The sequence below is a fragment of the Carboxydothermus ferrireducens DSM 11255 genome (assembly GCF_000427565.1).
Classification (GTDB): domain Bacteria; phylum Bacillota; class Z-2901; order Carboxydothermales; family Carboxydothermaceae; genus Carboxydothermus; species Carboxydothermus hydrogenoformans.
Genome location: NZ_ATYG01000009.1, coordinates 65,303 through 89,465, shown reverse-complemented (window position 1 = coordinate 89,465; position 24,163 = coordinate 65,303). Strand labels below are relative to the sequence as shown.

General features: G+C 44.0%; 25 protein-coding genes and 1 other annotated feature (1 of these 26 only partly in view). Of the genes, 2 read left to right on the top strand and 23 right to left on the bottom strand.

Going from position 1 to position 24,163, the window contains the following annotated elements:
- The 5 genes from CARFE_RS0103965 to CARFE_RS16680 all read right to left on the bottom strand — a co-directional run.
- Positions 1 to 1,109: IS200/IS605 family accessory protein TnpB-related protein (locus CARFE_RS0103965; RefSeq protein ID WP_051250144.1), on the bottom strand; the 1,109-nt coding region annotated here is incomplete at its 3' end.
- A gap of 163 nt (positions 1,110 to 1,272) precedes the next feature.
- The gene (locus tag CARFE_RS14215) at positions 1,273 to 2,088 is read right to left on the bottom strand and encodes a GGDEF domain-containing protein (RefSeq protein ID WP_051250143.1); all 816 of its coding nucleotides are present in this window, start codon (positions 2,086 to 2,088) and stop codon (positions 1,273 to 1,275) included.
- Positions 2,085 to 2,423 (bottom strand): hypothetical protein, encoded by a 339-nt coding sequence (locus CARFE_RS0103955; protein WP_011343084.1) that lies wholly within the window; start codon positions 2,421 to 2,423, stop codon positions 2,085 to 2,087. Before CARFE_RS0103955 ends, CARFE_RS14215 begins: the two co-directional genes overlap by 4 nt.
- A gap of 178 nt (positions 2,424 to 2,601) precedes the next feature.
- A complete protein-coding gene (locus CARFE_RS0103950) occupies positions 2,602 to 3,807 on the bottom strand; it encodes an HD-GYP domain-containing protein (RefSeq protein ID WP_028051822.1) in 1,206 nt (401 codons plus the stop codon).
- A gap of 1 nt (position 3,808) precedes the next feature.
- On the bottom strand, positions 3,809 to 4,561 hold the full coding sequence (locus CARFE_RS16680) for a globin-coupled sensor protein (protein ID WP_028051821.1): 753 nt from the start codon (positions 4,559 to 4,561) through the stop codon (positions 3,809 to 3,811).
- Between the two features lie 240 nt (positions 4,562 to 4,801).
- On the opposite strand from CARFE_RS16680, the gene CARFE_RS0103940 reads away from it, so the two are divergent.
- Both CARFE_RS0103940 and CARFE_RS0103935 read left to right on the top strand, forming a co-directional pair.
- On the top strand, positions 4,802 to 5,521 hold the full coding sequence (locus tag CARFE_RS0103940) for an AzlC family ABC transporter permease (RefSeq protein WP_028051820.1): 720 nt from the start codon (positions 4,802 to 4,804) through the stop codon (positions 5,519 to 5,521).
- The gene (locus tag CARFE_RS0103935; protein ID WP_028051819.1) at positions 5,518 to 5,838 is read left to right on the top strand and encodes an AzlD domain-containing protein; all 321 of its coding nucleotides are present in this window, start codon (positions 5,518 to 5,520) and stop codon (positions 5,836 to 5,838) included. The genes CARFE_RS0103940 and CARFE_RS0103935 overlap by 4 nt, the downstream gene beginning before the upstream one ends.
- 50 nt (positions 5,839 to 5,888) lie before the next feature.
- On the opposite strand, the gene CARFE_RS0103930 is transcribed toward CARFE_RS0103935, so the two are convergent.
- The 18 genes from CARFE_RS0103930 to CARFE_RS0103845 form a co-directional block, all read right to left on the bottom strand.
- The gene (locus CARFE_RS0103930) at positions 5,889 to 7,130 is read right to left on the bottom strand and encodes a radical SAM protein (RefSeq protein ID WP_028051818.1); all 1,242 of its coding nucleotides are present in this window, start codon (positions 7,128 to 7,130) and stop codon (positions 5,889 to 5,891) included.
- A complete protein-coding gene (gene rho, locus CARFE_RS0103925; protein WP_028051817.1) occupies positions 7,127 to 8,404 on the bottom strand; it encodes a transcription termination factor Rho in 1,278 nt (425 codons plus the stop codon). Before rho ends, CARFE_RS0103930 begins: the two co-directional genes overlap by 4 nt.
- A gap of 145 nt (positions 8,405 to 8,549) precedes the next feature.
- Complete coding sequence (fsa, locus tag CARFE_RS0103920; protein WP_028051816.1) at positions 8,550 to 9,194, bottom strand: fructose-6-phosphate aldolase; 645 nt, start codon at positions 9,192 to 9,194, stop codon at positions 8,550 to 8,552.
- An 11-nt stretch (positions 9,195 to 9,205) separates the two neighbouring features.
- On the bottom strand, positions 9,206 to 10,060 hold the full coding sequence (locus CARFE_RS0103915) for a class II fructose-1,6-bisphosphate aldolase (RefSeq protein WP_011343076.1): 855 nt from the start codon (positions 10,058 to 10,060) through the stop codon (positions 9,206 to 9,208).
- A gap of 17 nt (positions 10,061 to 10,077) precedes the next feature.
- Entirely contained in the window at positions 10,078 to 10,653 is a 576-nt protein-coding gene (locus CARFE_RS15490; RefSeq protein ID WP_028051815.1) for a hypothetical protein, read from the bottom strand.
- A 41-nt stretch (positions 10,654 to 10,694) separates the two neighbouring features.
- The gene (locus CARFE_RS0103905; protein ID WP_028051814.1) at positions 10,695 to 11,102 is read right to left on the bottom strand and encodes a response regulator; all 408 of its coding nucleotides are present in this window, start codon (positions 11,100 to 11,102) and stop codon (positions 10,695 to 10,697) included.
- A gap of 120 nt (positions 11,103 to 11,222) precedes the next feature.
- The gene (locus CARFE_RS0103900; RefSeq protein WP_011343073.1) at positions 11,223 to 12,830 is read right to left on the bottom strand and encodes a CTP synthase; all 1,608 of its coding nucleotides are present in this window, start codon (positions 12,828 to 12,830) and stop codon (positions 11,223 to 11,225) included.
- A gap of 76 nt (positions 12,831 to 12,906) precedes the next feature.
- The gene (gene argS / locus CARFE_RS0103895; protein WP_028051813.1) at positions 12,907 to 14,580 is read right to left on the bottom strand and encodes an arginine--tRNA ligase; all 1,674 of its coding nucleotides are present in this window, start codon (positions 14,578 to 14,580) and stop codon (positions 12,907 to 12,909) included.
- A 2-nt stretch (positions 14,581 to 14,582) separates the two neighbouring features.
- Positions 14,583 to 15,005, bottom strand: coding sequence for a DUF1934 domain-containing protein (locus CARFE_RS0103890; protein WP_011343071.1), 423 nt, complete (start codon positions 15,003 to 15,005; stop codon positions 14,583 to 14,585).
- Between the two features lie 71 nt (positions 15,006 to 15,076).
- Entirely contained in the window at positions 15,077 to 15,649 is a 573-nt protein-coding gene (locus CARFE_RS0103885) for an indolepyruvate oxidoreductase subunit beta (RefSeq protein WP_456064300.1), read from the bottom strand.
- Complete coding sequence (gene iorA / locus CARFE_RS0103880; RefSeq protein ID WP_028051811.1) at positions 15,633 to 17,378, bottom strand: indolepyruvate ferredoxin oxidoreductase subunit alpha; 1,746 nt, start codon at positions 17,376 to 17,378, stop codon at positions 15,633 to 15,635. Before iorA ends, CARFE_RS0103885 begins: the two co-directional genes overlap by 17 nt.
- 3 nt (positions 17,379 to 17,381) lie before the next feature.
- On the bottom strand, positions 17,382 to 18,698 hold the full coding sequence (locus CARFE_RS0103875) for a phenylacetate--CoA ligase family protein (RefSeq protein WP_028051810.1): 1,317 nt from the start codon (positions 18,696 to 18,698) through the stop codon (positions 17,382 to 17,384).
- 23 nt (positions 18,699 to 18,721) lie between these two features.
- Entirely contained in the window at positions 18,722 to 20,191 is a 1,470-nt protein-coding gene (locus tag CARFE_RS0103870) for a sodium:solute symporter family transporter (RefSeq protein WP_245570751.1), read from the bottom strand.
- Positions 20,192 to 20,314: 123 nt separating this feature from the next.
- Positions 20,315 to 21,061: an ABC transporter permease gene (locus CARFE_RS0103865; protein ID WP_028051808.1), complete on the bottom strand. Its 747-nt coding sequence runs from the start codon at positions 21,059 to 21,061 to the stop codon at positions 20,315 to 20,317.
- Positions 21,058 to 21,717 carry an ABC transporter ATP-binding protein gene (locus CARFE_RS0103860; protein WP_028051807.1) on the bottom strand — a complete coding sequence of 220 codons (660 nt, stop codon included), beginning with the start codon at positions 21,715 to 21,717 and terminating at the stop codon, positions 21,058 to 21,060. Before CARFE_RS0103860 ends, CARFE_RS0103865 begins: the two co-directional genes overlap by 4 nt.
- A complete protein-coding gene (locus tag CARFE_RS0103855; protein ID WP_028051806.1) occupies positions 21,714 to 22,145 on the bottom strand; it encodes a MarR family winged helix-turn-helix transcriptional regulator in 432 nt (143 codons plus the stop codon). The genes CARFE_RS0103860 and CARFE_RS0103855 overlap by 4 nt, the downstream gene beginning before the upstream one ends.
- A gap of 111 nt (positions 22,146 to 22,256) precedes the next feature.
- Positions 22,257 to 23,435, bottom strand: coding sequence for an aminotransferase class I/II-fold pyridoxal phosphate-dependent enzyme (locus CARFE_RS0103850; protein WP_028051805.1), 1,179 nt, complete (start codon positions 23,433 to 23,435; stop codon positions 22,257 to 22,259).
- The gene (locus CARFE_RS0103845) at positions 23,432 to 23,914 is read right to left on the bottom strand and encodes an Lrp/AsnC family transcriptional regulator (RefSeq protein ID WP_028051804.1); all 483 of its coding nucleotides are present in this window, start codon (positions 23,912 to 23,914) and stop codon (positions 23,432 to 23,434) included. Before CARFE_RS0103845 ends, CARFE_RS0103850 begins: the two co-directional genes overlap by 4 nt.
- Before the next feature lie 44 nt (positions 23,915 to 23,958).
- Positions 23,959 to 24,163 (bottom strand) — a binding site (T-box leader) (it continues 6 nt past the right edge of the window).

Sequence of the window (24,163 nt, the reverse complement as noted above, 5' to 3'; positions counted from 1 at the left end):
TCCCTTAAAGCCAATCCTCTTCGTGCTATCACATAGGCTGCTGCTGTATCTTTAGTTAAATTAAACTGCGGTGCGTACTTTAGCATTCCTATCACGCTTGTATAAGCCGGACTTACTTCTCTTATGGCTACGCCGTACCTTTGGGCAAGGGTCTTTATTCTGTTAATTAACTTTCGGTAACTAAAACTGTGCTTTATCCTTCTGGACTTTCTTCCCTTGTAATCTCCTCGATAGCCTTTGTCTTTTATTGCTAACTTTTCTATCACTATTCCCTTCTTTTTCTTAAGAGCCAATTTTACAATTTCGTTGGCGTACACCCATGCATAGTAATCTCTTTTCTCTTTTCTTCCATCCCAGAGATGTGGTGTGGGGATTTCTCCAAAGCTTTTCAGATTGCCGTCTTTTTTTATTTCAGCCCAAGCTATGTGGGACGGGAAAGCATTTAAGTCTATCCCGATAGCTCCATTGCTGAAATCTATCGATGCACAAGGTAGGTCTTCTTCAAAAGAAATGTAAACATAGTATTTATTGTTTTTCCTCTGCAAACGAACGCTGTAAGGACAGGAATTTAGCATTGCTTCTGCAAACTTTCTCCATTTCTTATGAGAACTTTTAAGTTGGATAAACAGCCATTCTCTGTTGCCTGTATTTATCCTTAGAAAAAATTGACCTTTTTCTTCGATAACTCTTAAATTTAAGTTCCCCTGCTTGGTTTTATCCCCTCTGGAGAAAAGAGTTCCTTTGCGTTTATCTTCCCATTCTTTTTTGTGCTTTTGCCTTTGCTTACTGCTTAAATGTTTGCTTTTTAGTCTATAAAACAAGGCTTTCCCGCCAAAGATAACCTTGCGTGGGTTTTCTCCAAGTTCTCTGATACTATGCAAAATTTCGTTAGCTTCAAGAATAGCGTCGTCTACATATCTGGAGTTTAGAGCAAAGATGCTTTGCAGTTCTTTCTTGAGTTCTTTTCGGGCTTTTCCTTCAAGCAGGCGGTTATAGGCATATCTCTTGCAGGAATTCCACTTTCGCATTAAGTTATCTACTACCTCGTTCTTCTCTGCCTTTGGAAATAACCGTGCCTGTATTGTGATAATTTGTTTCAAAGTTTTCACCACTCTTACAATATTGTACAATTACTTTGTATTGTTTAGTTTAACTGTGGTTTCCTCCTGTTTTATTTTCTCAAAAAGAAAACCTCCCCTGTTCTGGAAGAGGTGCTTTTTTAAAATTTCTTTATCTTACTTTAGCAAAGGATGTTAATCATGTCAACAAATATCATGTTTTAATCTCCTTTTTCCTATCTATACATTTTAAGCTTGCTTCGTTGATACTGGCAAAAACTTCTTCGATAATATCGACTTTTTCTTTAAGTCTAATCTCCTTTACTCCCACCGCACACCGGACCTTTAAATCATAGGGCCATTTATCATTTTCCAGAAGAAATAACAGTTTATCCACAAGGTTAATTGTTTTTACTTCGTCATAGGGCAGGATTAAAATAAATTCATCTCCACCGTAGCGGGCAGCGGTAATATCTTCCCCTAACTGTTTTAATATTCCCGAAACTTTTAATAAAATTTGGTCACCTACTACATGCCCGTAACGCTTATTTAATTCCCCAAAATTATTTAAATCGATAAAAGCCACCGTACAAGAATTTCCCCGCTCCAATAATTTAAGGCATTTATAGATAGCATACTCTTTTTTGGGTAACCCGGTCATCGAATCTATATAAGACCCAATATACCGTTCAATTACCTTCCTCGTTATAATACCCGTAAGCGCACCGGACTCATCTATTACCGGAAGCCTTTCGATGTTATTTTCCAGCATTTTTTGATATGCGTCAAATAAATATGCTTTTTCTTCAATGACCACCGGCTCTTCGGTCATGGCGTCAATAACCAGCCGATTTTCCGGATAAAATATTAAATCCTTTGAAGTAATTATGCCTATTAGCTTTTCATTTTCTACCACCGGTAGCCCGCCAATCCTTTGCGAACGCATAAGTTCCTTGGCATCCCATAAGCTCCTGTACGGCTCAATGGTTACCGGATTTCTGGTCATTACTTCCCGTACTTGTTTAATCATATTTCAATCTCCTTTTTGATATTAAGCATTATGTTTAAACTTCCCTTGAAAATGGAACTTTCATCGGAAATGGCATCCACTTCTACTAAGATTGCCGATATCAATAACTCTTCCTCCATTACATTGAGGAAATTTTTTCTAATAATTATCCCTTCAAATTTTTCGTGATTCAGCCGAATAGCCTTATACTGGTTGGGGGAAATAAATTCAACCATTTTGCCAAAAGCTTCAATACCAATTGGCGCCCGTTTTCCTATGACCAGAAAATCCTGAACAGGCGGTACTTCAAATTCGGTCAACCTTATATTTAATTCAGCAGTACGGCTGGCGTTCATTTCCCAAAGCGGTTTTTAAAACCGCTTCCCCCTTTCTTTTAATTTTCGTTTACCGCCCCACTCTTTGGCAATTATGTCAGACCTTCCCCTTTAATTTTAAACGGATAACCCCTTTCGTCAAGTCCTTTGCGTTTAGCTTTCCCCGGAAAAAAGGAGCTTGCTGTCAAAAAAACTTTTTTCAGGCTTCACTAAGTTTTTTCTTTATCGCCTGTAACTCCGGGTAATTATCCAGGACAACCCGCACTAATTCCCTATCAATTTTATTTCTTTGTCCCATCTCTTCCATAATACCTTTAATCTCCAGGTAGTCAAGCCCTTTGCGGTACGGCCGCTCTTCCAAAAGAGCAACAAAAATATCGATAACCGCCAGCAAACGCTCCTCAAAGCCCAATTCCTCGCCTTTTTTCTTAAAGGGATATCCCGAGCCATCAAGTTTTTCGTGATGATAGGCGGCCACCTTTACTATTTTTTCCGGAAACACCCCTTTTAAAAGATAGTAAGTGTAAAAACTATGTTTCTTCATACACAAAAACTCTTCTTCGGTAAGGTCCCCGGGTTTTTCCAAAATACTTTCGGGAACGGACATTTTACCTATATCATGTAAAAGTCCGGCTATTTTAAGAAAGCTAACATCCTCTTGGCCAAAATTTAAAACTTTTCCTAAATATTCCGCAATTTCCCCTACTAACTGCGAATGGAAAAAAGTAAACCGGGACTTATGGTCTACAAGCTTAGCAAATAATTCCGCTAAACCAATCATATCCGGTAAATTTATTAGTTCTTCTGCATAACCAATTTCCTCCAAGCGTTGATTTAAAATATCGCTATCGCCCAGGGTTAGCCAAAATTCTTCCGCTTCCGCTAGTTCAAAAAACACCTCTAAAAGGCGGGGATCAAAAATTTTTCGCTTAGTAAAGTATTCCCGCCAATATTTCACCTTTTCCAGGATACAGCTTTCAGGATTAAAATTCACCGCTATTCTATCGGCCAAAAACAACACCCTGCAAAGTAAGGGTATTTCTTCTCCCGTAAGACCCGACGGGTTTTTTCCGACATAATGGTCGTGGTGACTGAAAATATACCTGGCATAATGGTCGAAATAAGAATTTTTTAAAATAAGTGCCCCCCGCCGGCAATGTTCAAACTCATTTTCCGCTATTTGCCGGATTCTTTCATCATTGGCATCCCATCTTAAAATTCCTATATCATGAATTAAGCCCAAATACACCAAATCCCGCTTTTGCGTTGGCGTCAAATTGTACTTTTCTCCCAAACGGTAAGCAATGTAAGCCACCCGCCTGTGATGGTCCTGCAACCCCTCCATACTTAAATCTAACGCTTTGGACATATTTTTTATAAAATTAAAACGATTGAAAGTAACCATCTTACATCATCCCGCTATTCTGCCGGCGAATTTTTTCTATTTCCTCCATATTATGTTTAATCATTTCCGTTATTTCTTTAGCAACTTTGGAAGACTCCTGAGCCAGTTTGCGCACTTCCTGGGCCACTACGCCGAAAGCCCGGCCGTGTTCCCCCGCTCTTCCCGCTTCAATTGACGCATTCAAGGCTAAAATATTTGTTTTTGTGGCAATCGAGGAAATAAAGCCGGCAGCATCCGCTACCTGCTCTTGAATCGCTGCCAAGTATTTTAATTGCTCGGCAATATAATTTTCGATCGCCAGTTGGATATCAAAATTAATTCGTTTGTAAAAAGCATTTACGGCCTTAAAATACAACTCCGTGCCGGGAGAATATTTCCGGGCTACCAATTCCCCGACCACTTCGTAATATAAACGGTATGCCCCTATATACCAGTTGGGGTAAAGGGCAATTTCCATATGTTTTTTCCCGACTGCCAGGCGATTTTTAATATAATCAGCATCAATCTTCTCCGAGGTTAATGAAATAAAATACTCCGCCTGGGTTTTGGATAACTTCTCAACGGTACTGTGTTTTTTAATTAATTCCCGTAAATAAGGAAATTTAGTTAAATGTTGATAAAATTTATCGACAAACTCCGGTGCTTTTTGCGAAAATAACTCTTTAAATTCGGCCATTAATTGCAGGTCTTCCGCCGTTAAATTCAAAAAACTTAAGGTTTCCTGGTAACGGCTCAAAAGAACGCTGTCTTCCATAGGTCATCCCCCTATTTGCCAAATTTCAGAAGTAAAAGGTTAATTTCATCCCGTACCGAAATCTTTACCTTCCTACTGCAATTTATTATTAATACTAATAAATTATCTTGCTAATTACTTTACTGAATTGTTTATTTTACTGTCAAGCTATTCCTTACTATTTCGACAATTTGTTACTTTCTCCTTGTCAATTTACGAAAATTATGGCAAAATTTTTTTAAGTTGAATTAGAAAGGAGTAATGAAAGCCCCGGTGGACTTAAAAGCCTTCTTGCTCGGTCTTAAAAAAACCACCCCTTTTATGTTAGGTCTCATACCCTTTGGTTTAGCCTACGGGATAATGGCTACGCAAGCAAAACTATCCCTGGGGGAAACCCTCCTGATGTCTCTTCTGGTTTTTGCCGGTTCCGCTCAATTTATGGCCGTCGGTATGATTAAAGAAGGGGTTGGAATTGGTTTTATCGTCCTTTCAACTTTACTGATTAATTTAAGACATCTGCTCATGGGCCTTTCTTTAGCGCCCTTTTTAAATAAATTGAATGCCAAATGGCTTTACCTGCTTGCTTTCGGTTTAACCGACGAAGTTTATGGAACTACCATCGGTCACTACCAACAGGAAGGTAGTTATAAAGGTAACCCCTATTTTATGTTAGGTTCCGAAGCAGGTATTTATTTTTTCTGGCTAATTAGTTCTCTTGCCGGCGCCTTACTGGGAACTTTAATTAAAGACCCTTTGTCCTGGGGCTTGGATTTTGCTATGCCCGCTACTTTTTTAAGTATTGTTATCGGACAAATTAAGTCGTGGCAAATTTTAATAGTTTTCTTAATTGCCGGAATCCTGGCGATAGCCGGCTACCTTTTAATCCCCGGCAAGTGGTACATTATTTTAGCTACAGTAACTGCCACGGTATTGGGAACTATCCTGGAATTATTAACAGAAAAAAGGAGTACCGCTCCATGAAAATAGAGAACATACTTTTGATTTTACTAATGGCAGTGGCAACCTATTTAACAAGAGTAAGTTTTCTCGTACTTTTTACCAATAAAAACCTCCCCACGATTATCCAGCGAGCTTTAAAATATATCCCGGTAGCCATTCTGGCAACCTTAATTTTTCCGGGTATCTTTGCTCCTCAGGGAAAATTGGATGTAAGTTTCACCAATCCTTATATCGGTGCCAGCTTAATTACCGTTGCTTCTTTATTGATAGGTAAAAATGCAATTTTAAGTATTGTCCTTGGTATCACCTCGCTGGTAGTATTAAGACATTTGTTGTAAAATTAAAAAGCCCCATTCCGTAAAATTTTTGGCAATGGGGCAAAACTTTTTTAGGTAGTGTTTTCTTCCCTATTTACGGGACGGGAGTAATTCCCCAAGATAAGCCAGGGAAAATCAGCTTTAAGCCGCGAAATCAGGTTTTGCAGTCCAAAAGGTTTAGAAGGAAAAACTATCCTCGTTCCCAGATAATCCGGGTCGATGTTTAAATTTCTAAACTGTACCATATCCGGTCGGCACTCCCGGAGTAGAGATTTCAGAGCTTCATACTCTTCTTTAGTATCAGAAAGTCCCGGAAACACCAGGTAGTTCAACGCTACAAACTTGCCTTTTTCTTTAGCATATTTGATGGTTCTTTTTACCTGCTCTAAGTTATAGTTTACCGGCTGGTAATAGCTTTCATAAATTTCTTCCCGGGCACTAATGATACTTACCCGCAGGCTATCAACGCCGGCATCGATAATTTCCTTTAAACCCGGAAAATTCCCGCCGTTAGTATTGATATTAATGGTTCCGCTTTTAACTTCTCGCCTTGTCTCCATGATTGCTCTGGCTATCAGGCCAGCCTGCAACGACGGTTCCCCTTCACATCCCTGCCCAAAACTTACAATGCCTTCCCTTCCGGCTCCCGTGAGGTGATAGGTCATCAGGGAAGCTACTTCATCTATTGAAGGTACAAATTTAATTCGCTCCTGAGGAGAGGGGCAGCAATCGGCTGGCTGCAGGCTAATACACCCCAGGCAGCGGGCATTACAGGCGGGCGATACCGGGATCCCGCCTTCCCAGCGGCTGTAAAAAAGGTTCTGGGCGGTAAAGCAGCGGTAATTTACAGCACAGTTTTCCAGATGACGTACTAACCGGTTTTCGGGAAAAAGGGCTTTTGCCTCTTTTATTTTAGCGTTTAACTCAGGTAAATCATAATTTTCCGGTGCCCAGCGGAATTCGTCATCGGTTTTTGCCGCTGCCGCATAAAGCTCTCCACGATACGCCACCACCGCGGTATAACCAAAAAGGGGCAACCGTTCAGCGTTTTCTTTAATATAGGCCGGAAGAAATAGCCGGGTATACCCCTGGGGCAGGAGAGCAGCCACCGCTAAATATTCGGTTTTTCGGAGTTCCCCCTTTTTGTCAAATCCCAGGGCTTTACTTCCCGGTATTAAAACTAACGTTGCCCCCCGGGGAAGCTTAATTAATTCTGACTTTTCAATGGGGGTAAAGAAATTCCCCGTGCGCCCGGCAGGCTGCAGGGGATAATCAAAAAACTCGCCATTTTCCCGGGCAACTACTATTCTCATGACCTACTCTTCCTTAAATAGCGTTCGATTAGTTCTTCATTGCTCTTGGTCTTTTTAATAAGATTAATTAAGTATTCCGCTGCATCCTGGGAGGTAAGGTTTGAAAGTTCATTTCGAAGCTTCCAGGTAAACTCCAACTCTTCCGGAGTAAACAAAAGCTCTTCCTTTCTGGTGCCGGAGCGCTGAACGTCCACCGCCGGGAAAATTCGCCTTTCTGCTAATTTTCTATCTAAAATCAGTTCCATGTTACCGGTACCTTTAAACTCTTCAAAAATAACATCATCCATCCGGCTGCCCGTTTCCACCAGGGCCGTCGCCAGTATGGTCAGGCTTCCCCCTTCTTCAATATTCCGGGCAGCCCCAAAAAACCACTTGGGTTTATAAAGGGCCGCCGGGTCCACCCCTCCGGATAGCGTCCGGCCGCTGGGCGGAATAACCAGGTTATAGGCCCGGGCTAACCGCGTGATACTGTCCAATAAGATAACCACATCGTATTTATGTTCCACAAGCCTCTTGGCCCGCTCCAGAACCATTTCCGCTACCTTAACGTGGTTTTCCGGATGCTCATCAAAAGTTGAACTTACCACTTCCCCTTTGACCGACCGTTCAATATCGGTAACCTCTTCCGGCCGTTCATCAATTAGAAGGACAATAAGGTAAAGATCGGGATAATTTTTAATTAAACTGTTGGCAATCTGCTTTAACAAAACTGTTTTTCCGGCTTTGGGTGGAGCAACGATTAACCCCCTCTGTCCTTTGCCTATCGGCGCAATCAAATCAATCAGCCGGGCCGACACCTCATCGGGCGCTGTCTCCAAATACAGCCGATCCTGGGGATACAGGGGAGTTAACGCATCAAAGTGGAGCCTTTCGGGGGAAGTTTCGGGCTCCTTACCGTTTACCTTCTCCACCCGCAGCAGGGCAAAATACCGTTCGTTTTCCTTGGGAGGTCTTATTACCCCAAACACCTGGTCGCCGGTTCTCAAGTCAAATTTTCTTATTTGTGAGGGTGAAACATAAATATCGTCCTGGCTGGGTAAAAATTTAAAGGGTCGTAGAAAACCATAGCCATCGGGTAAAACTTCCAGTACCCCGGAAGCCGTCAATAAACTTTCCTTTTGTTCCTGCTCTTTGGCTTTTTGGGCGAAAACTTTTGCTAATTCAAAAACTAACTCCTGCTTTTTCAAACGGTAATAACCGGGCAATTCCAGTTCCCGGGCAAGGGCATAAAGCTCCTTTATGGTCTTTTGTTCCAGCTGTTCCTTGGTAAGCAAAAGAACCGCTCCTCCTTTTATAAGTAGACAATACTAACCCTTATATTTTTTGTTACTGTTAATAAATAATTTCAAGTAAGCTCTTCCGGGAAAAGAAAAAGGCGAGAAAAAACGAGGGAAAAGGGGGCGGAAAAGCTTCCGCCCTTTATTTTTTCATAGCTTGCCAGTCGGCTAAAAACTTTTCAATACCTTCCTTGGTTTGAGGGTGGGCAAACATTTGGGTTAAAACTTTAAAGGGTACCGTTGCAATATCCGCCCCGGCTTTAGCTACCTGGGTCACATGCAACGGATGCCGGATACTTGCCGCTATGATTTTGGTCTTAAAGTTATAATTTTCATAAATAGTTTTAATCTCTTCAATTAAATAAACGCCGTCATGCCCGGTATCATCAAGCCTTCCCACAAAGGGGCTGACAAAAGTAGCTCCGGCTAATGCCGCAAGCAGGGCCTGGTTTGCCGAAAAAACCAAAGTTACATTAGTTTTAATCCCCTTTGAGGAAAGGGTTTTTACCGCCCGGATACCATCCCAGGTCATGGGAATTTTTATGGTAATATTGGGATGAAGTTTTGATAACTCCTCCGCCTCCCTGACCATCCCTTCATAATCAAGGCTAATAACCTCGGCGGAAATCGGTCCATCAATAAGGCTTACGATTTCCATTACTACTTCTTTTAAGTCCCTGCCTTCCCTGGCAATTAAGGAAGGGTTGGTAGTAACTCCGGAGATAATTCCCAGACTTGCTCCCTTTTTTATCTCCTCAATATTGGCGGTGTCTAAGAAAATTTCCATAACAACACCTCTTAGGCTTTATTGGAAGAACCAAATACCCTGATTTTCTCCCGGATAATTTCAATAGCTGCTTCTCTTGCAGGTCCTAAGATTTTCCGCGGGTCAATCTCATCGGGATTTTTCTCTAAAACTTCCCGCATCTTTCCCACAAACGCCTCCCGGATGTTGGTATCGATATTTACTTTGGCCACACCCAGGGAAATGGCTTTTTTGATATCCTCATCGGGGACACCGGACGAACCGTGAAGCACCAAAGGAATATGTACAAGTTCCCGGATTTTTGCCAATCTTTCAAAATCAAGTTTTGGCACTCCCTTATAGCGGCCATGGGCGGTACCAATAGCTACCGCCAAAGAATCCACTCCCGTCTGGGCAACAAACTCCCGGGCTTCCTCCGGGTCGGTAAAGAAAGCGTCCCGCTCGTCCACCGAAATATCGTCCTCGGTTCCGCCAATTTTACCAAGCTCCGCCTCTACCGAAACTCCTACCGCATGGGCCAGCTCCACTACTTTCTTGGTAATGGCCACGTTTTCCGCAAAAGGATACTTGGAGCCGTCAATCATCACCGAAGTAAACCCGTGCCGGATGCAGGCCATAACCTGTTCTAAACTGGTTCCATGGTCTAAATGAAGGGCCACCGGTACTTTGGCATTTTTGGCCGCCTGATGGCTTAAAGCGGCAATATAATCAATACCCGCATATTTTATAGCTCCCTGACTGGCCTGAATAATAACAGGGCTGTTTTCCGCTTCCGCAGCAGCTACGATTGCTTGCACAATTTCCATATTGTTGCAGTTAAAAGCACCAACCGCATATCCTTCCCGGTAAGCTTTGGTTAAAAGTTCCGCAACCGTAACTAAAGCCAAGATATCTCCCCCTTTAATTATTTTTCTTTTTTTGGAACCGTTGTTAATAGTATAGCCTTCTGTCCTAATTTTAGCACATCTTCTTCCTGAGTTGCCCAAAAAATTTTCGCCCTTTGACAATTCTGGCATCTTAAAATTAAATACTCGGGAAAAAGTTCTAACTCTCCTTTAAAATTATTACATTCACACTGAATTTTACCCTGATAGTCAAGGCCTTCTAAGTGACTTAACAATTCATACATAACCGCAGGAGCTACAAAATACTCTTTTAAAAAGTTTTCATCTTTGAGAGGGTCGTAACTACGCCTGGGTTTTAAACTAAGCCCATTATTTTTCGGGGTTACCGAAGAAAAATCTAAAGCTACAAACTCTTTTAAGCGAAAGCTTTTTATCTCACTATCATCATAAAAGTACAACCTTATAACCGTTTCCTCCAGGTTTAAAAGCCTGATCGTTAAGAGCTTTAAACCGCAGGCACAAAAGTAATCTTCTTTTTCCCTTTTTTTCAGGCTAAATACCGATATTTTTAACTGCCGATTTTTTTGGCACGCAGGACAGCGCAAAGTAACTTCTTTTTCCGGAAAAACAACCATAGAAAAACCCCTCCCCTTTAAGGGAAGAGTTCGCCTTAAATTTAAAAATTCCTTGTGTCACAATTAGACAATATCTCCCATCGTCCATCACTACTAACTACCGCCTGCACCTTTCGGTATAACTCTTCTAAAGAAAAAGGTTTAACTAAGACTTCTCCTCCTAATTCCCGAATTTGCCTTAAAATCTCCTCTTCCTGGTAAGCCGTAATAAAGATAATTTTCCCTTCCGGCAGGATATCTTTTATCTGTCTTGCCAGGACAAAGCTATTCTCTCCACCAAGATTTACATCTAAAATTAAAAGCAGGGGTTTTTTCTCCAAAACCAAAGCTTTAGCAGTACCGGTGTTCCCTGCCGTATAAACCACATAACCTTTTAACTCTAACGCATCTTTTAAAAGTTTTATGATACCCGGCTGATCATCTACGATTAAAATAGAGGGTTTTGTCAATTTTTCCGCCTCCTGAAGGTTGTAATTTCGCCATAAACTTTTATTTTCCTTCATTGTATGTCGAATTTTGTCTTAACTTTTTTTAAAAAAATTACCGGCTAACTGTTAGCCGGTTTTCTCCTAAAACAATTTATTGGTTTTTAAACTTGCCCCGATAAACTCCCGGAAAAGCGGATGGGGTCTATTGGGTCTTGATTTAAATTCGGGGTGAAACTGGGTTGCCACAAACCACGGATGGTCCGAAAGTTCTATTATTTCCACCAGCCGGCCATCGGGAGAAGTACCGCTTATTACCAGACCTAAACCGGTTAATAATTCCCGGTACTCATTGTTAAACTCATACCGGTGCCGGTGGCGTTCGTAAATAATTTCTTCTCCGTAAGCAGCATGAGCTTTTGTTCCCGGAACAAGCTTACACGGATATAATCCCAAACGCATGGTGCCTCCTAACTGTTCCACTTCTTTTTGTTCCGGCAAAAGGTCAATTACCGAATGGGGGCCATCCGGTTTGAATTCAGAGCTATTGGCATCTTTAAGGCCTGCCACATTTCGGGCAAACTCAATTACAGCGGTCTGCATGCCAAGACACAGGCCCAAATAAGGCACTTTGTTTTCCCGGGCATACTGAATGGCCTTGATTTTTCCTTCAACTCCCCGGTCGCCAAAGCCTCCGGGAACCAATATTCCATCAAGGTTACTTAAATATTTTTCCACCGGCTCTTTTTCCAGCATTTCCGAATCAATCCAGCGGATGTTAACCCGGGTTTCATGATAAATTCCGGCATGGCGTAAAGCTTCGGCCACGCTTAAATAAGCATCGGGAAGGGATACGTACTTCCCAACTATACCAATAGTTACTTCAAATTTGGGGTTTTTATACCGCTCGACGATTTGTTCCCACTCCGACAAATCCGGCTCTCCGCAGGTAAGCCCCAGCTTTTTAATAACAATATCATCCAAACCTTCTTCTTTTAACTTTAAAGGAACCTCGTAAATGTTAGATGCATCCACCGCCTGAATTACGGCATTTTTATCAATGTCACAGAAGAGAGCAATTTTTTCGGTGATTTCCCTGGATAAAGGCTGCTCCGAGCGGGCTACAATTATATCCGGTTGAATACCGATGCTCCGCAATTCCTTGACGCTGTGCTGGGTTGGTTTGGTCTTAAGTTCGCCGGTTACCCTTAAAGTAGGAACCAGAGTAACGTGAATGTACAGGACATTGTCTTTTCCCACATCGTTTTTTAGCTGTCTTATTGCCTCTAAAAAAGGTAGGGATTCAATATCCCCAACCGTACCGCCAATTTCGGTTATCACCACATCGGGATTGCTTTCTTTAGCTACCCTCAATATCCTTTCTTTAATTTCATTGGTAATGTGCGGGATAACCTGAACGGTACCACCGAGATAATCCCCGCGCCGCTCCTTGCTAATTACCGCCCAGTAAACTTTACCGGTAGTGACGTTGGAGTTCTTGGTTAAATTAATATCGATAAACCGTTCGTAATGGCCAAGGTCAAGGTCGGTTTCCGCTCCATCGTCGGTAACAAACACTTCTCCATGCTGATACGGACTCATGGTACCAGGGTCAACGTTAATGTACGGGTCAAATTTTTGAATTGCTACTTTAAGTCCGCGACTTTTTAAAAGCCGTCCTAAAGATGCTGCAGTGATTCCTTTGCCCAGTGACGAAACTACTCCTCCGGTCACAAAAATAAACTTCGTCATCTTAATCCTCCCAATACTACCAAATAATCACTTTTTCCATTCTATACGGCCAAAAGAGCCAAAGTCAAGCTAAAAGTTACATTTTCTCCGGAGCTGAAACGCCCAGCATTTTTAATCCTTTTCTAAGCACGATCCGGGTTGCTTCAACTAATAGCAACCGGGCTTTACTTAAGTTTTCCTCTACCCCTAAAACCCGGCAGCTATTGTAAAAGGTGTGGAAATACCCGGCCAGTTCATGGAGGTATCTTGCCAGGTGATGAGGGGCTAAGGCAGTAGCACATTTTTCTATTTCCACCGGAAACTCGGCCAGATGGCGTAAAAGGTTTAATTCCGCCTCACTACTTAGAATTGCTAAATCCACATCCTCCACCGGAGGTAAAGTAACTCCCTGCTCGTTACACTGCCGGTAAAGACTCATTATCCGGGCATGGGCATATTGAATATAGTAAACCGGGTTTTCGTTGGATTTCTCTTTGGCCAAATCCAGGTCAAAATCCAGGTGGGCATCGTGGCTGCGCATGACAAAGAAGTAGCGCGCAGCATCAACCCCCACTTCTTCCACCAGCTCATCTAACGTAATGTATTGCCCGGTTCTTTTGGACATCCGCACCAGTTCCCCGCCCTGGAAGAGTCGGACTAACTGCATTAAGATAACAATAAGCCGTTCCGGATCATAGCCTAACGCTTTAAGGGCAGTTTTCATCCGGCTTACATGGCCGTGATGGTCAGCCCCCCAGATGTTAATTACCAGATCAAAGCCCCGGTCAAACTTATTTTTGTGGTAAGCAATATCCGCCGCATAATACGTCGGCACACCATTTTTTCTGACCAGCACTTCATCTTTTTCTTCGCCTAATTTCGACGCAGCAAACCAGAGAGCTCCATCCTTTTCGTACAAATAACCCCGCTCCAGTAAAAGTTTTACAGTTTTTTCTACTTCACCGGATTCATGGAGCGATCTTTCGGAAAACCAGACATCATACTTTACCCCGAAATTTTCCAAAGATTTCTTTATGGACTGTAACTTTTCTTCCAGAGCAATCTTCCCCAAAGCTTCCTGCCTTTCTTTTTCGGGAAGATGAATAAAACGGTCCCCAAACCGGGCAACGATATTGCGCGCTGTATCAATAATATCTTCTCCGTGGTATCCTTCTTCGGGAAATTCCACCTTATACCCTAATAGCTCTAAATACCGGGCCTCCACCGATTTGTTAAAGTTTTCAATTTGATTGCCCGCATCGTTAATGTAATACTCCCGCGATACTTCATAACCCGCTTCCGTTAAAATATTGGCAAGGATATCCCCCAGAGCAGCTCCCCGGCCGTTACCCATATGAAGAAGGCCTGTGGGGTTAGCCGAAACAAACTCTACCTGAACTCTCTTCCCCGCTCCTATAGACAAGCGTCCGTACTTCTCCCCAAAGCTTAAAATTTCCGGAATTACGGCAACGACCCAATCTTTTTTAAAGTAAAAGTTTATAAATCCCGGACCGGCAATCTCCACCCGTTCCACTACCGCAGGAATCTCTAAGTATTCTAACAAGGTCGCTGCGATTTCCCGCGGATTTTTCCGCGCCTTTTTGGTAAGAAGCATTGCTAAGTTAGTGGCTAAATCACCGTGGGCTTTTTCTTTGGGTTTTTCCAGTTCAAAGGCTAACTCGTCCTCGGCATCCAAATATCCCGCCTTTACCGCTGCTCTTCTTAAGCTGCCGGCAATCTCCCCCGTAATTCTCTGTAAAAGATACTCCACTTTCAAGCCTCCTTGACCTCGATGGACAAAAAGTTGTCGGAAACCTTTTGCCGCTCTAAATTTAATTCATATAAAAGCTTAATCGTCCCACCCATTTCTGTCAAGTCTATAAATACTTCCGAAGGATGGACCGCCAAACTCATCATGCCAAAGGGAGTAATATACATGCACTCGTGGAAAACACCCTGCTCAAACACCGACTTCTGTTCATTTTTCCCCATTCGGTTTAAGGTAACCCGGGATGGTTCTATTTTAATGGTGGTGGTAGTGCCTTCCATCCCGGAAACCTCCGACTCATGGTACACCAAATAGTAGCAGTCGGGTTTTTTGTAAAGATACCCCAAGGTCGTAAGCTCAATGGTGTCTTCTTCCCCCCACTCATTTCTCTGGCTTCCCCTAATGGTAATTAAAACTTCCTTTTTCACTTTGGCATTCCTCCTTGGAATAAAATAGTTTTAAAAATAAATAAGGAAAGAAGGTAGAAAAACCCTCTTTCCTATGCTCCATAAGTAAATCCTGCTTGAAAACAGGCAATATTAGCTTCCGAAAACTTTCCAGAGCGCTTTTGGATTTCCTGAAGCCAGGCTTCTTTAGGAAAAGTAAGCCTCTTTGCTAAAAATCCTAAAAGAACCATGTTAATTCCCCGGGGATTGTTACGTGACTTCGCAATTTCCCGGGCAGGAATCAAGTTAAAATTTACTCCTTGAGCCCTTTCCCGAAAATCCGGATAAGAAGCTTTACCGGTCAGTACCGGCAGAGGATAAATTTCCATGTCGTTGACCAACGCCAGGCCTTCCGGCTTTAAGTAAGAAAGCCATCTTAATGCCTCTAACTTTTCAAACGCCAAAAGAAAGTCCGCTTCTCTATGAGCAATTAACGGGGAATTTACCTTCTTGCCAAAGCGAAGATACGTGACCACCGCTCCTCCCCGCTGGGCCATCCCGTGGACTTCGGCTACTTTAACATCAAGTCCAGCCTTTTCCGCTACCCCGGCAATAATTTTACTTGCCAGAATAGTCCCCTGCCCGCCAACTCCGGCCAGTAAAATATTTTTATCCAAGGGAATCACCACCCTTTATTATGGCCGAAAATTTACAAACCTGGGCACATACCCCGCAACCGTTACATAAAAGCGGGTCAATAGAAGCTTTCTTATCTTTAATGGCAATTGCCGGGCAGCCTAACTTCAAGCAGCGCTGGCAACCGGTACATTTTTCAGAAATTACCGTTAGGGGCTCCCGGGTTTGATTGGGCAACAGCGCACATTCCCGCCGCACCACCACTACCGATACCTCTCCGGCCGCTACTTCCTCGGTTATAACCGCTCTCAGTTGCTGCAGATCAAAGGGATCAACGGTCGTAACCCGCTTTACCCCTAACGCCCTGGCCAACGCCTCAAAATCCACCTGAGGTGCCGGTTCTCCCATTAAGGTTTTACCCGTTGCCGGGTGGGGCTGGTGGCCGGTCATTGCCGTGGTGCGGTTATCCAGTATTAATATAGTCCCTTTGCCTCCATTATATACCATATCGATTAAAGGTGTAATCCCCGAATGTAAAAAAGTTGAATCGCCAATAACCGCTACCGTTTTCCCGGAAAAATCCGGATTGGCTTTTTCCATTCCTAAAGCCATTCCGATGCCCGCTCCCATGCAAACGGTAGTATCAATTGCCCCTAAAGGCGGCATTACCCCTAAGGTGTAGCAGCCGATATCACCGGTTACCGTAAGTTTAAGTTCACTTAAAATATAAAACACCGGCCGGTGCGGACAGCCCGGACACATTACCGGCGGCCTCTGGGGTAAATCTAAATTCTCAAGGGAATCGGCTATTTCCTCTCCTAGATATTTTAAAACCGCCCTTTGCACAATATAGTGGTTTAACTCACCGGTACGGGGGATAATTTCCTTGCCCACGACTTTTAACCCCAGGGCACGCACGTGTTCTTCTATATACGGTTCCAATTCTTCCACCACTATGATGGTTTTAACCTTTTCGGCAAATTTTAAAATAAGTTTTTCCGGAAGCGGCCAGGTAAGTCCGAGCTTTAAAACCGGAGAGCCGGGAAAAGCTTCTTTAACATACTGGTAGCTTATTCCCGACGTAATAAAACCCACATCCCCCGTTCCCTCTTCTATCCGGTTTAACGGAGTAATTTCGGCATATTCCAAAAGCTTCTGCCGTCGCTCCTCCACCACCTGATGGCGCAACCGGGCATTTCCCGGAACCATCACGTACTTTTGCGGGTTTTTAACGTACGGCTTTAAGCTTACCTCCCGGGGTTCCTCCTCAATCACTAACGTATGGGTATGGGCAATCCGGGTGGTTGTCCTTAAAATAACCGGTGTATCAAACTCTTCACTTAATTCATAGGCAAGTTTCACAAACTTGCGGGCCTCTTCACTGTCCGAGGGTTCCAATACCGGTATTTTAGCCAGTTTACCGTAATAGCGGTTATCCTGTTCGTTCTGGGAACTGTGCAGTCCGGGATCATCGGCGGATACCAGCACCAGCCCCGCATTTACACCGGTATAGCTCAAGGTTAAAAGCGTATCCGCTGCCACGTTCACCCCAACATGTTTCATGGTCACCAGGGTTCGAGCTCCGGCAAGGGAAGCTCCAATCCCCACCTCTAAAGCCACTTTCTCATTGGGCGACCACTGGGCATAGACCCCCGGGTATCTGGCAAAATTCTCCAAAATCTCCGTACTGGGAGTACCGGGATAGCCCACCCCAATTTTTACCCCCGCTTCAAAAGCACCCCGGGCAATCGCTTCGTTTCCGGTCATTAACTTGGCCATTCCCTATCCCCTTTCTCCGCTATTCCTTAAATCTATTACTCGTTTGGCTTTACCTTCGGAGCGCTCCAGGGACCTTGGTTCCAAAAGCTTTACCTTGGCGGAAATTTGCAGAGTTGAAGCAAGACGTTCTTCTATAGTGCGGGTTAATTTTTCTAAGTCTTTAAACTTTCCGGTAAAGAACTTTTCTTCAATTTCCACCTGAACTTCTAACTCGTCCAGATATCCCCGTTTGGAAACTATGAGCTGATAATGGGGAGCTGTGCCTTCAATTTCCATTAGGACGCTTTCAATTTGCGAGGGAAAAACATTGACCCCCCGGATAATTAACATATCATCGGTTCTTCCTTTTACCCGCTGCATCCGGGTGGTAGTCCGGCCACAGCGGCAGGGCTCGGGATTAATTTTACTGATGTCCCGGGTACGGTAGCGCAAAAGGGGCAGAGCTTCTTTGGTTAAAGGGGTAATGATTAACTCCCCTTCTTCTCCCGGTTCTTTGGGCTCCAGGGTTTCCGGGTCCACCACTTCTACTAAAAAATGATCCTCGTTAATGTGAAGTCCTTCCCGCTCCAAACACTCCCCCGAAACTCCGGGTCCGATAATTTCCGACAAGCCATAATTGTCCGTTGCCACAATTCCCCACTGCTTTTCAATTTCCGCCCGCATTTCTTCCGTCCAGGGCTCCGAACCAAAAAGTCCCCACTTAAGCCCCAAGCTCCTGGGCTCTATCCCCAGTTCCCGGGCAGTTTCCGCCAGATGCAAAGAATAAGAGGGAGTGCAAATTAAAGCGGTGGTACCGAAATCACGCATTAGCTGAATCTGCCGGCGGGAATTCCCCACCGAAATGGGCACCACCAGCGCCCCCACTTTTTCTAGCCCATAGTGAAGCCCAAAAGCTCCCGTAAAAAGGCCGTAGCCAAAGGCAATCTGGGCGGTATCTTCGTCGGTAACACCGGCCATGGTTACAATCCGGGCCACCACCTCAGCCCAGACTTCCAGATCCCCCCGGGTATAGCCCACCACCGTAGGACGACCGGTGGTGCCGCTGGAAGCGTGAAGCCGCACCAAATTTTTCTTGGGCTCGGCAAACAAACCAAAGGGATAATTATCCCTGAGATCATCCTTGGTCGTTACCGGTAGATACCGCACATCCTTTAACGTCTTTATCTTTTCGGGATAAATCCCGGCCTTTTCTAATTTCTCGCGATAAAAGGGGACTTTTTCATAAGCTCTTTTCACCTGGGCCTTCAATCGCGCAAGCTGGAGTTCTTCCAGGTCCTTCCTGGACATGCATTCTCTTTCTCTGTTCCAGATAAACCCCAAAGTTCTCCTCCCCTTCCATCCCGCTATTCTTCAAATAAAAGTTTCACCGTCTTGCTTTCCTTTAGCGGCACCAGTAAACTTACCAGAGGTACAATCACAAAGGGTAAGAAAATGCCGTAAACCCCGGCTACCGGCAGAACCTTGGCATCAAAGCCGTGCTTTACCGCTAAAGTTACCACCGTTAATAAGCCGGTAAAGGTTCCCGCCAGGGCGCCCACCGCATTTGCTCTCCGGAAAAATAAACCGAAGAAATACGGAGCCAAAAAGCTTCCCGCCACGGCTCCCCAGGATATGGCCATTAACGATAAAATAATAGCCGGTTTTAAAAGGGCAATAACCACTGAAAACGCAATAAACACTATCGTTAAGATACGTAACACTAAAATCTGGCGACCACTTTTATCTTTGAGTAAGCCCGTATCTCCCAAAAGATCTACTGCTACCGCCGAGCTTGAAACCAGCACCAGGGAAGACAAAGTAGACATCGATGCCGATAAAACCAATAATAAAATCAACGCCGCCACCCATTCCGGCAGGTGCTGGGCAATTAACTGGGGAACTAAAAGGTCGGGGGTAGGTTTGCCTGTTGCCGGATCTACCGGCAGGGATTTAAAAAATAAAGGCGTTAAAGCTCCGGTAAAATACGCTCCCCCGGCAATAACTAAAGCAAAGATGGTCGATACCCAGGTAGCCGGTGTTATTGCCTTTTCATCCCTTATCGCGTAAAATTTTTGTACCATTTGCGGTAAACCCCAGCTCCCGAAGCTGGTTAAAAGCATTAAAAACATGAGAGAGCTGAAGCCCTGCCCACCCCAGAGGGAAGTAAAGTCCGGATTAATCTGGGAAAGCTTAAAAGCAACGCTGCTGATTCCCCCCACTTCCGGCGTATTTACCAGGTACCCCACCATGAGAAAAACACCTAACAGCATAATTGTTCCCTGGATAAAGTCGGTAAGAGCTACGGCAAAATAACCTCCCAGTAAAAGATAGATTGCGGTCAGTCCGGCCATTAATAGAAGGGCAAAAAGATAGGGCAAGCCAAACACCGCTTCAAACAGGTAACTAAGGCCCATGTATACCGACGCCGAGTAGGGTACGAGAAAAATGAAAATGATTAAAGCAGCCAGAGGCTTGTAAAGGGGAAAATCATACCTTTTTGCTAAAAACTCCGGCATTGTCCGAGCATTCAACTGCTGGGTCATGTGCCGGGTAGGTTTTGCTAATATCTTCCAGGCAAGAAAACTTCCTATTACCGCATTACCAAAAGCAATCCAGAGGGCCGGAAGCCCAAAGCTAAAGCCCACTTTGCCGGCGTAACCAATAAAAAGAACCGCAGAAAAGTAGGTCGTGCCATAAGCAAACGCCGACAGCCACGGACCCACCTTGCGGCCTCCTAAGATGAAATCATCCACCGTTTTCGTTTTCTTGAACCCAAAAAATCCTGAAACAAGCATAATAAACACAAAAATTCCCAAAAACCAGAACTTAACCATCCTGTCCATCCTCCCGTCCTTAAAATATTTAGTTAAATTTCTTACTATTTTAAACTATTTTAAAATTATTTTCTATAAATTTTTCTGTCAAAATTGATAATTTTTTGTCGAAATTTTAGGGCTTTAACTTACGATCTGGAAATCTTCATTAAAAAATCCCCGGTAAGCAAAATAGCTTGCCACATAAGCCGCCACCGTTACCGCCCCTGCCAGCATAAACGCCACCATAATCTGGTATTTAATCGCCATAAGCGGATTCGCCCCGGCTAAGATTAAACCGGTCATCATTCCCGGCAGCTGAACGATTCCCAGAGTTTTCATCTGGTCTACGGTGGGAAGCATTGCCGTTTTAATACTTTCGCGGATAAGGGAAAAAGCCGCTTCCCGGGGAGGAGCACCCAGGCTTAATTTTACCTCTACCTCTTCCCGCCGGTCGCGAAAAGTTTGTTTTAAGCTTCGAAACACCAGTCCCACCGCCACCATCGCATTTCCCACAATCATTCCGCTTACCGGAATGGCCTGGCTGGGCTTATAGGAAATAGCCCGAAAAGCAATCAGAGCCCCCAGGGTAATGATGAGTCCCATCACGATTGCCCCAAAGGAGATAAGATGGCTATTTTTAATCCCTTCACCCCTTTTACCGGCTATGTAAGCCGCATTTAAAACCATCACCAGTAAAAGGGCCGTAGTAAACCAGAAATTATTCCGGGCAAAGATAAATTTTAAGATATATCCTACCGCTACCAACTGCACCACCGCCCGGATACTTCCCATTAAAAGATCTTTTTCTAACAAAAGCTTCTCTTTTTTGGAAACAAGCATTGCCAGAATAACCAAACTAAAGCTTAAAAGAAGCGACCAGTTGCTCAAATTTTTCCCTCCCCAAAATATTTTACCTTTCCAGCATCAAGGTACAGCACCTTTGTAAAGTTAAACGCCTCAAGATTATGGGTAATCGCTAACACTGTAAGGTTTTTTTCCTCTTTTTCCTTTAAAATGAGGTCTAAAATTGCCCGGGTGTTTTCGGTATCTAGAGCCGACGTAACTTCGTCTAAAAGTAAAACTCTGGGCTTTACCAGAAGCGTTCTAATTAAGGAAATCCTTTGGGCTTCTCCTCCGGATAATTCGGTGGGTTTTTTGGCAAGGATTTCTTCTTTTAAATTGGCTTGAGCTAAATATTTGTAAATTAATTCCATGTCCGGCTTTTCCTGCCTTAAGCGAAAGGGATAGGTTAAATCCTCCAAAACTTTTTGACCAAAAAGATAAGGTCTTTGCAAAACATATCCAATTTCCCGGCGAAGTTTGATCGGATCGTACTCTTTGATATTCTTTCCCCGGTAGTAAATCTCTCCGGAGGTGGGCGATAAAAGGCGGTTTAATAACCTAAAAAGGCTACTTTTCCCCGCCCCGGAAGGTCCTAATACCCCGAGAAAATCCCCTTCCTCCACAGTAAAAGTAATACCATCCAAGATCACTTGCCCATCACTACCGTTTAGTTTTACGTTATCCACGACAATAATACTCATTTTTCCTCACCTCCCGGCAGCAGTTCACCTAAATCAGCGGGCAAGATTTTGGTTAACAAATCGAGAAACTGCTGTTTTTCCCGGTTTGTTAAATTTTTTAGCAATGCTTGATAAAATTCCCGGTCTTCCTGGAAATGTTCGGCTACCAGTTCTCGGCCCTTATCGGTCAATACCAAATAAACGGCCTTCCGGTCCTTCTCATCCCTTTTCCGCATCACCAGACCCTTTTGCTCCAAACGGTCGATAATTCCGGTTAAAGTAGAAGGTTTTAAACCAAATTTCCGGGCAAACTGGCCAAAACGAAATTTTTCCCCTTCCTGCAAATGTTCCAGCACAAACAGTTCCTGACTGCTAAGGCCGGTTTTTTCTAATTGCCATTCTTCTTTAAATTTAAAAACCGCTGCCAGCCGATGTAAAAGCTCCTCCATAATTATTCACCTTTCGTATAATACGTATCTCGAATAACATTTTAATGCCAAAAGCGCTAATTTGCAAGGTAATTTTTAGGGTAAAAAAGAAAAAACCCGTCAAAGGGGTTTTTACTGCTTTTTTAAAGATTTTTTCCGCACAAATCTTTTTATTCTCTTTAAAGCCTCAATTAAATCTTTCCGGGCGGTAGCATAGGAAATCCGGATAAAGCCCTCTCCAGAAGGTCCAAAAGCCGACCCGGGTACCACCGCTACCTTTTCTTCAAATAAAAGCCTTTCGGCAAACTCTTCACTGGATAAGCCGGTTGCCGAAATATCCGGGAAAGCATAAAAGGCTCCTTTAGGTTCAAAAAGCCAGAGCCCCATTTCGCTAAAAGCTTCCACCAAAATTCTTCTCCGGTAATTATACTCTTCCACCATCTTTTTTACCGCACCGTTTTGATTTTTCAAAGCTTCTATCGCTGCTTTTTGCGCCGTAATCGGAGCGCAAAGCATGGTATACTGGTGTATTTTGGTCATCGCCGCTATGATTTCTTTAGGTCCGGCCGCATAACCAAGCCGCCAGCCGGTCATGGCGAAAGCTTTGGAAAAGCCATTTAAAATCACCGTACGCTCTTTCATTCCCGGAAAAGAAGCAATAGAAGTGTGCTTCCCTTCATAAGTAAGTTCCGCATAAATTTCATCGGAAATTACGAGAAGGTCGTGTTCGGCAATAACCGGCAGGAGTTTGGCCAGGTCATCGGCGGTCATCACCGCTCCGGTCGGGTTATTGGGATAACAGAGAAGCAAGATTTTCGACTTCGGGGTTATTGCTTCTTCTAAAAGCTCCGGCGTTAATTTAAAGCCGTTTTCCGGCCGCGTCCGGATGTAAACCGGCTTCCCTCCCGCCAGCATCGTCGTTGGCCCGTAAGAAACATAGGAGGGCTCGGGAATAAGCACCTCATCCCCGGGAGAGACAAGAGCCCTCAGGGCTAAATCGACCCCTTCGCTGACCCCAACGGTCACCAAAACTTCCTGGACTGGGTCATAAGCTACCCCCGTAAGCCGTAAGAGGTAGCGGCTAATTTCTTCCCGCAGTTCTAAAAGCCCCTGATTGGATGTGTACATGGTGTAGCCCTTTTCCAGGGAATAAATCCCCTCTTCCCGGATATACCAGGGCGTAACAAAATCCGGTTCCCCTACCCCGAGGGAGATAACGCCTTTGGTATTGGCCACCAGGTCAAAAAATTTTCTGATCCCCGAAGGGGGTATCTGCCGTAAAACCGGGTTTATTTTTTCTTCAAGGTTCACGGCGTTATCACCAGCCTTCTATCTTCCTCCTCATCGTCCAAAATAACTCCTTCATGCTTGTAGGTTTTTAAAATAAAGTGGGTAGCACAGCTTTGCACTCCTTCAATGGTAGAAAGCTTTAAAGCAACAAATAAAGCCACTTCTTTCATCGAACTCCCTTCTACCATCACCGCCAAATCATAATCCCCGGACATCAGGTAAACATCTTTAACTTCAGCAAACTGATATATCCTCCTGGCAATTCCGTCAAATCCCACTTCCCGCTGGGGAGTTACCTTTACCTCAATTAAAGCCATTACCGGCTCGTAATCGGTTTTCTCCCAGTTTATCAGGGTATGGTATTTAATAATGGCCTTTCTTTCTTCCAGCTCTTTAATTTTGGCCCTGACTTCCTTTTCCGTCACCCCCAGCATCGTGGCAATTTGCTTGGGCGTAAGCTTGGCATTTTCGTGAAGTAGCTGTAAAATCTCCCTTTCCATTCTCCCTTCCTCCTTGTCCCTAAAATATTAAAACCCCCGTCCCCAATTGGGACGAGGGTCTATCCTCGCGGTACCACCCAACTTGGCAGGAAAACTCCTGCCCCCTTCGTTCGGATAACGGTCTCCCGGGAAAGCTTACTGCTACTTCAGCTTTCCAACTTGAAGACGGCCCCCGGCCTTCCCTGTACCGGCTTTCACCTGCCCCGGCTCTCTTTAACAGGAAAAAGTACCGGTTTTTCTTCGCATCGC

Excerpts from the sequence above, each read along its gene's own strand:
- CARFE_RS14215 (WP_051250143.1), bottom strand. The coding sequence starts at position 2,088 with ATGATTAAACAAGTACGGGAAGTAATGACCAGAAATCCGGTAACCATT.
- CARFE_RS0103955 (WP_011343084.1), bottom strand. The coding sequence starts at position 2,423 with ATGAACGCCAGCCGTACTGCTGAATTAAATATAAGGTTGACCGAATTT.
- CARFE_RS0103950 (WP_028051822.1), bottom strand. The coding sequence starts at position 3,807 with ATGGTTACTTTCAATCGTTTTAATTTTATAAAAAATATGTCCAAAGCG.
- CARFE_RS16680 (WP_028051821.1), bottom strand. The coding sequence starts at position 4,561 with ATGGAAGACAGCGTTCTTTTGAGCCGTTACCAGGAAACCTTAAGTTTT.
- CARFE_RS0103940 (WP_028051820.1), top strand. The coding sequence starts at position 4,802 with ATGAAAGCCCCGGTGGACTTAAAAGCCTTCTTGCTCGGTCTTAAAAAA.
- CARFE_RS0103935 (WP_028051819.1), top strand. The coding sequence starts at position 5,518 with ATGAAAATAGAGAACATACTTTTGATTTTACTAATGGCAGTGGCAACC.
- CARFE_RS0103930 (WP_028051818.1), bottom strand. The coding sequence starts at position 7,130 with ATGAGAATAGTAGTTGCCCGGGAAAATGGCGAGTTTTTTGATTATCCC.
- fsa (WP_028051816.1), bottom strand. The coding sequence starts at position 9,194 with ATGGAAATTTTCTTAGACACCGCCAATATTGAGGAGATAAAAAAGGGA.
- CARFE_RS15490 (WP_028051815.1), bottom strand. The coding sequence starts at position 10,653 with ATGGTTGTTTTTCCGGAAAAAGAAGTTACTTTGCGCTGTCCTGCGTGC.
- CARFE_RS0103900 (WP_011343073.1), bottom strand. The coding sequence starts at position 12,830 with ATGACGAAGTTTATTTTTGTGACCGGAGGAGTAGTTTCGTCACTGGGC.
- iorA (WP_028051811.1), bottom strand. The coding sequence starts at position 17,378 with ATGGCCAAGTTAATGACCGGAAACGAAGCGATTGCCCGGGGTGCTTTT.
- CARFE_RS0103870 (WP_245570751.1), bottom strand. The coding sequence starts at position 20,191 with ATGGTTAAGTTCTGGTTTTTGGGAATTTTTGTGTTTATTATGCTTGTT.
- CARFE_RS0103860 (WP_028051807.1), bottom strand. The coding sequence starts at position 21,717 with ATGAGTATTATTGTCGTGGATAACGTAAAACTAAACGGTAGTGATGGG.
- CARFE_RS0103855 (WP_028051806.1), bottom strand. The coding sequence starts at position 22,145 with ATGGAGGAGCTTTTACATCGGCTGGCAGCGGTTTTTAAATTTAAAGAA.
- CARFE_RS0103845 (WP_028051804.1), bottom strand. The coding sequence starts at position 23,914 with ATGGAAAGGGAGATTTTACAGCTACTTCACGAAAATGCCAAGCTTACG.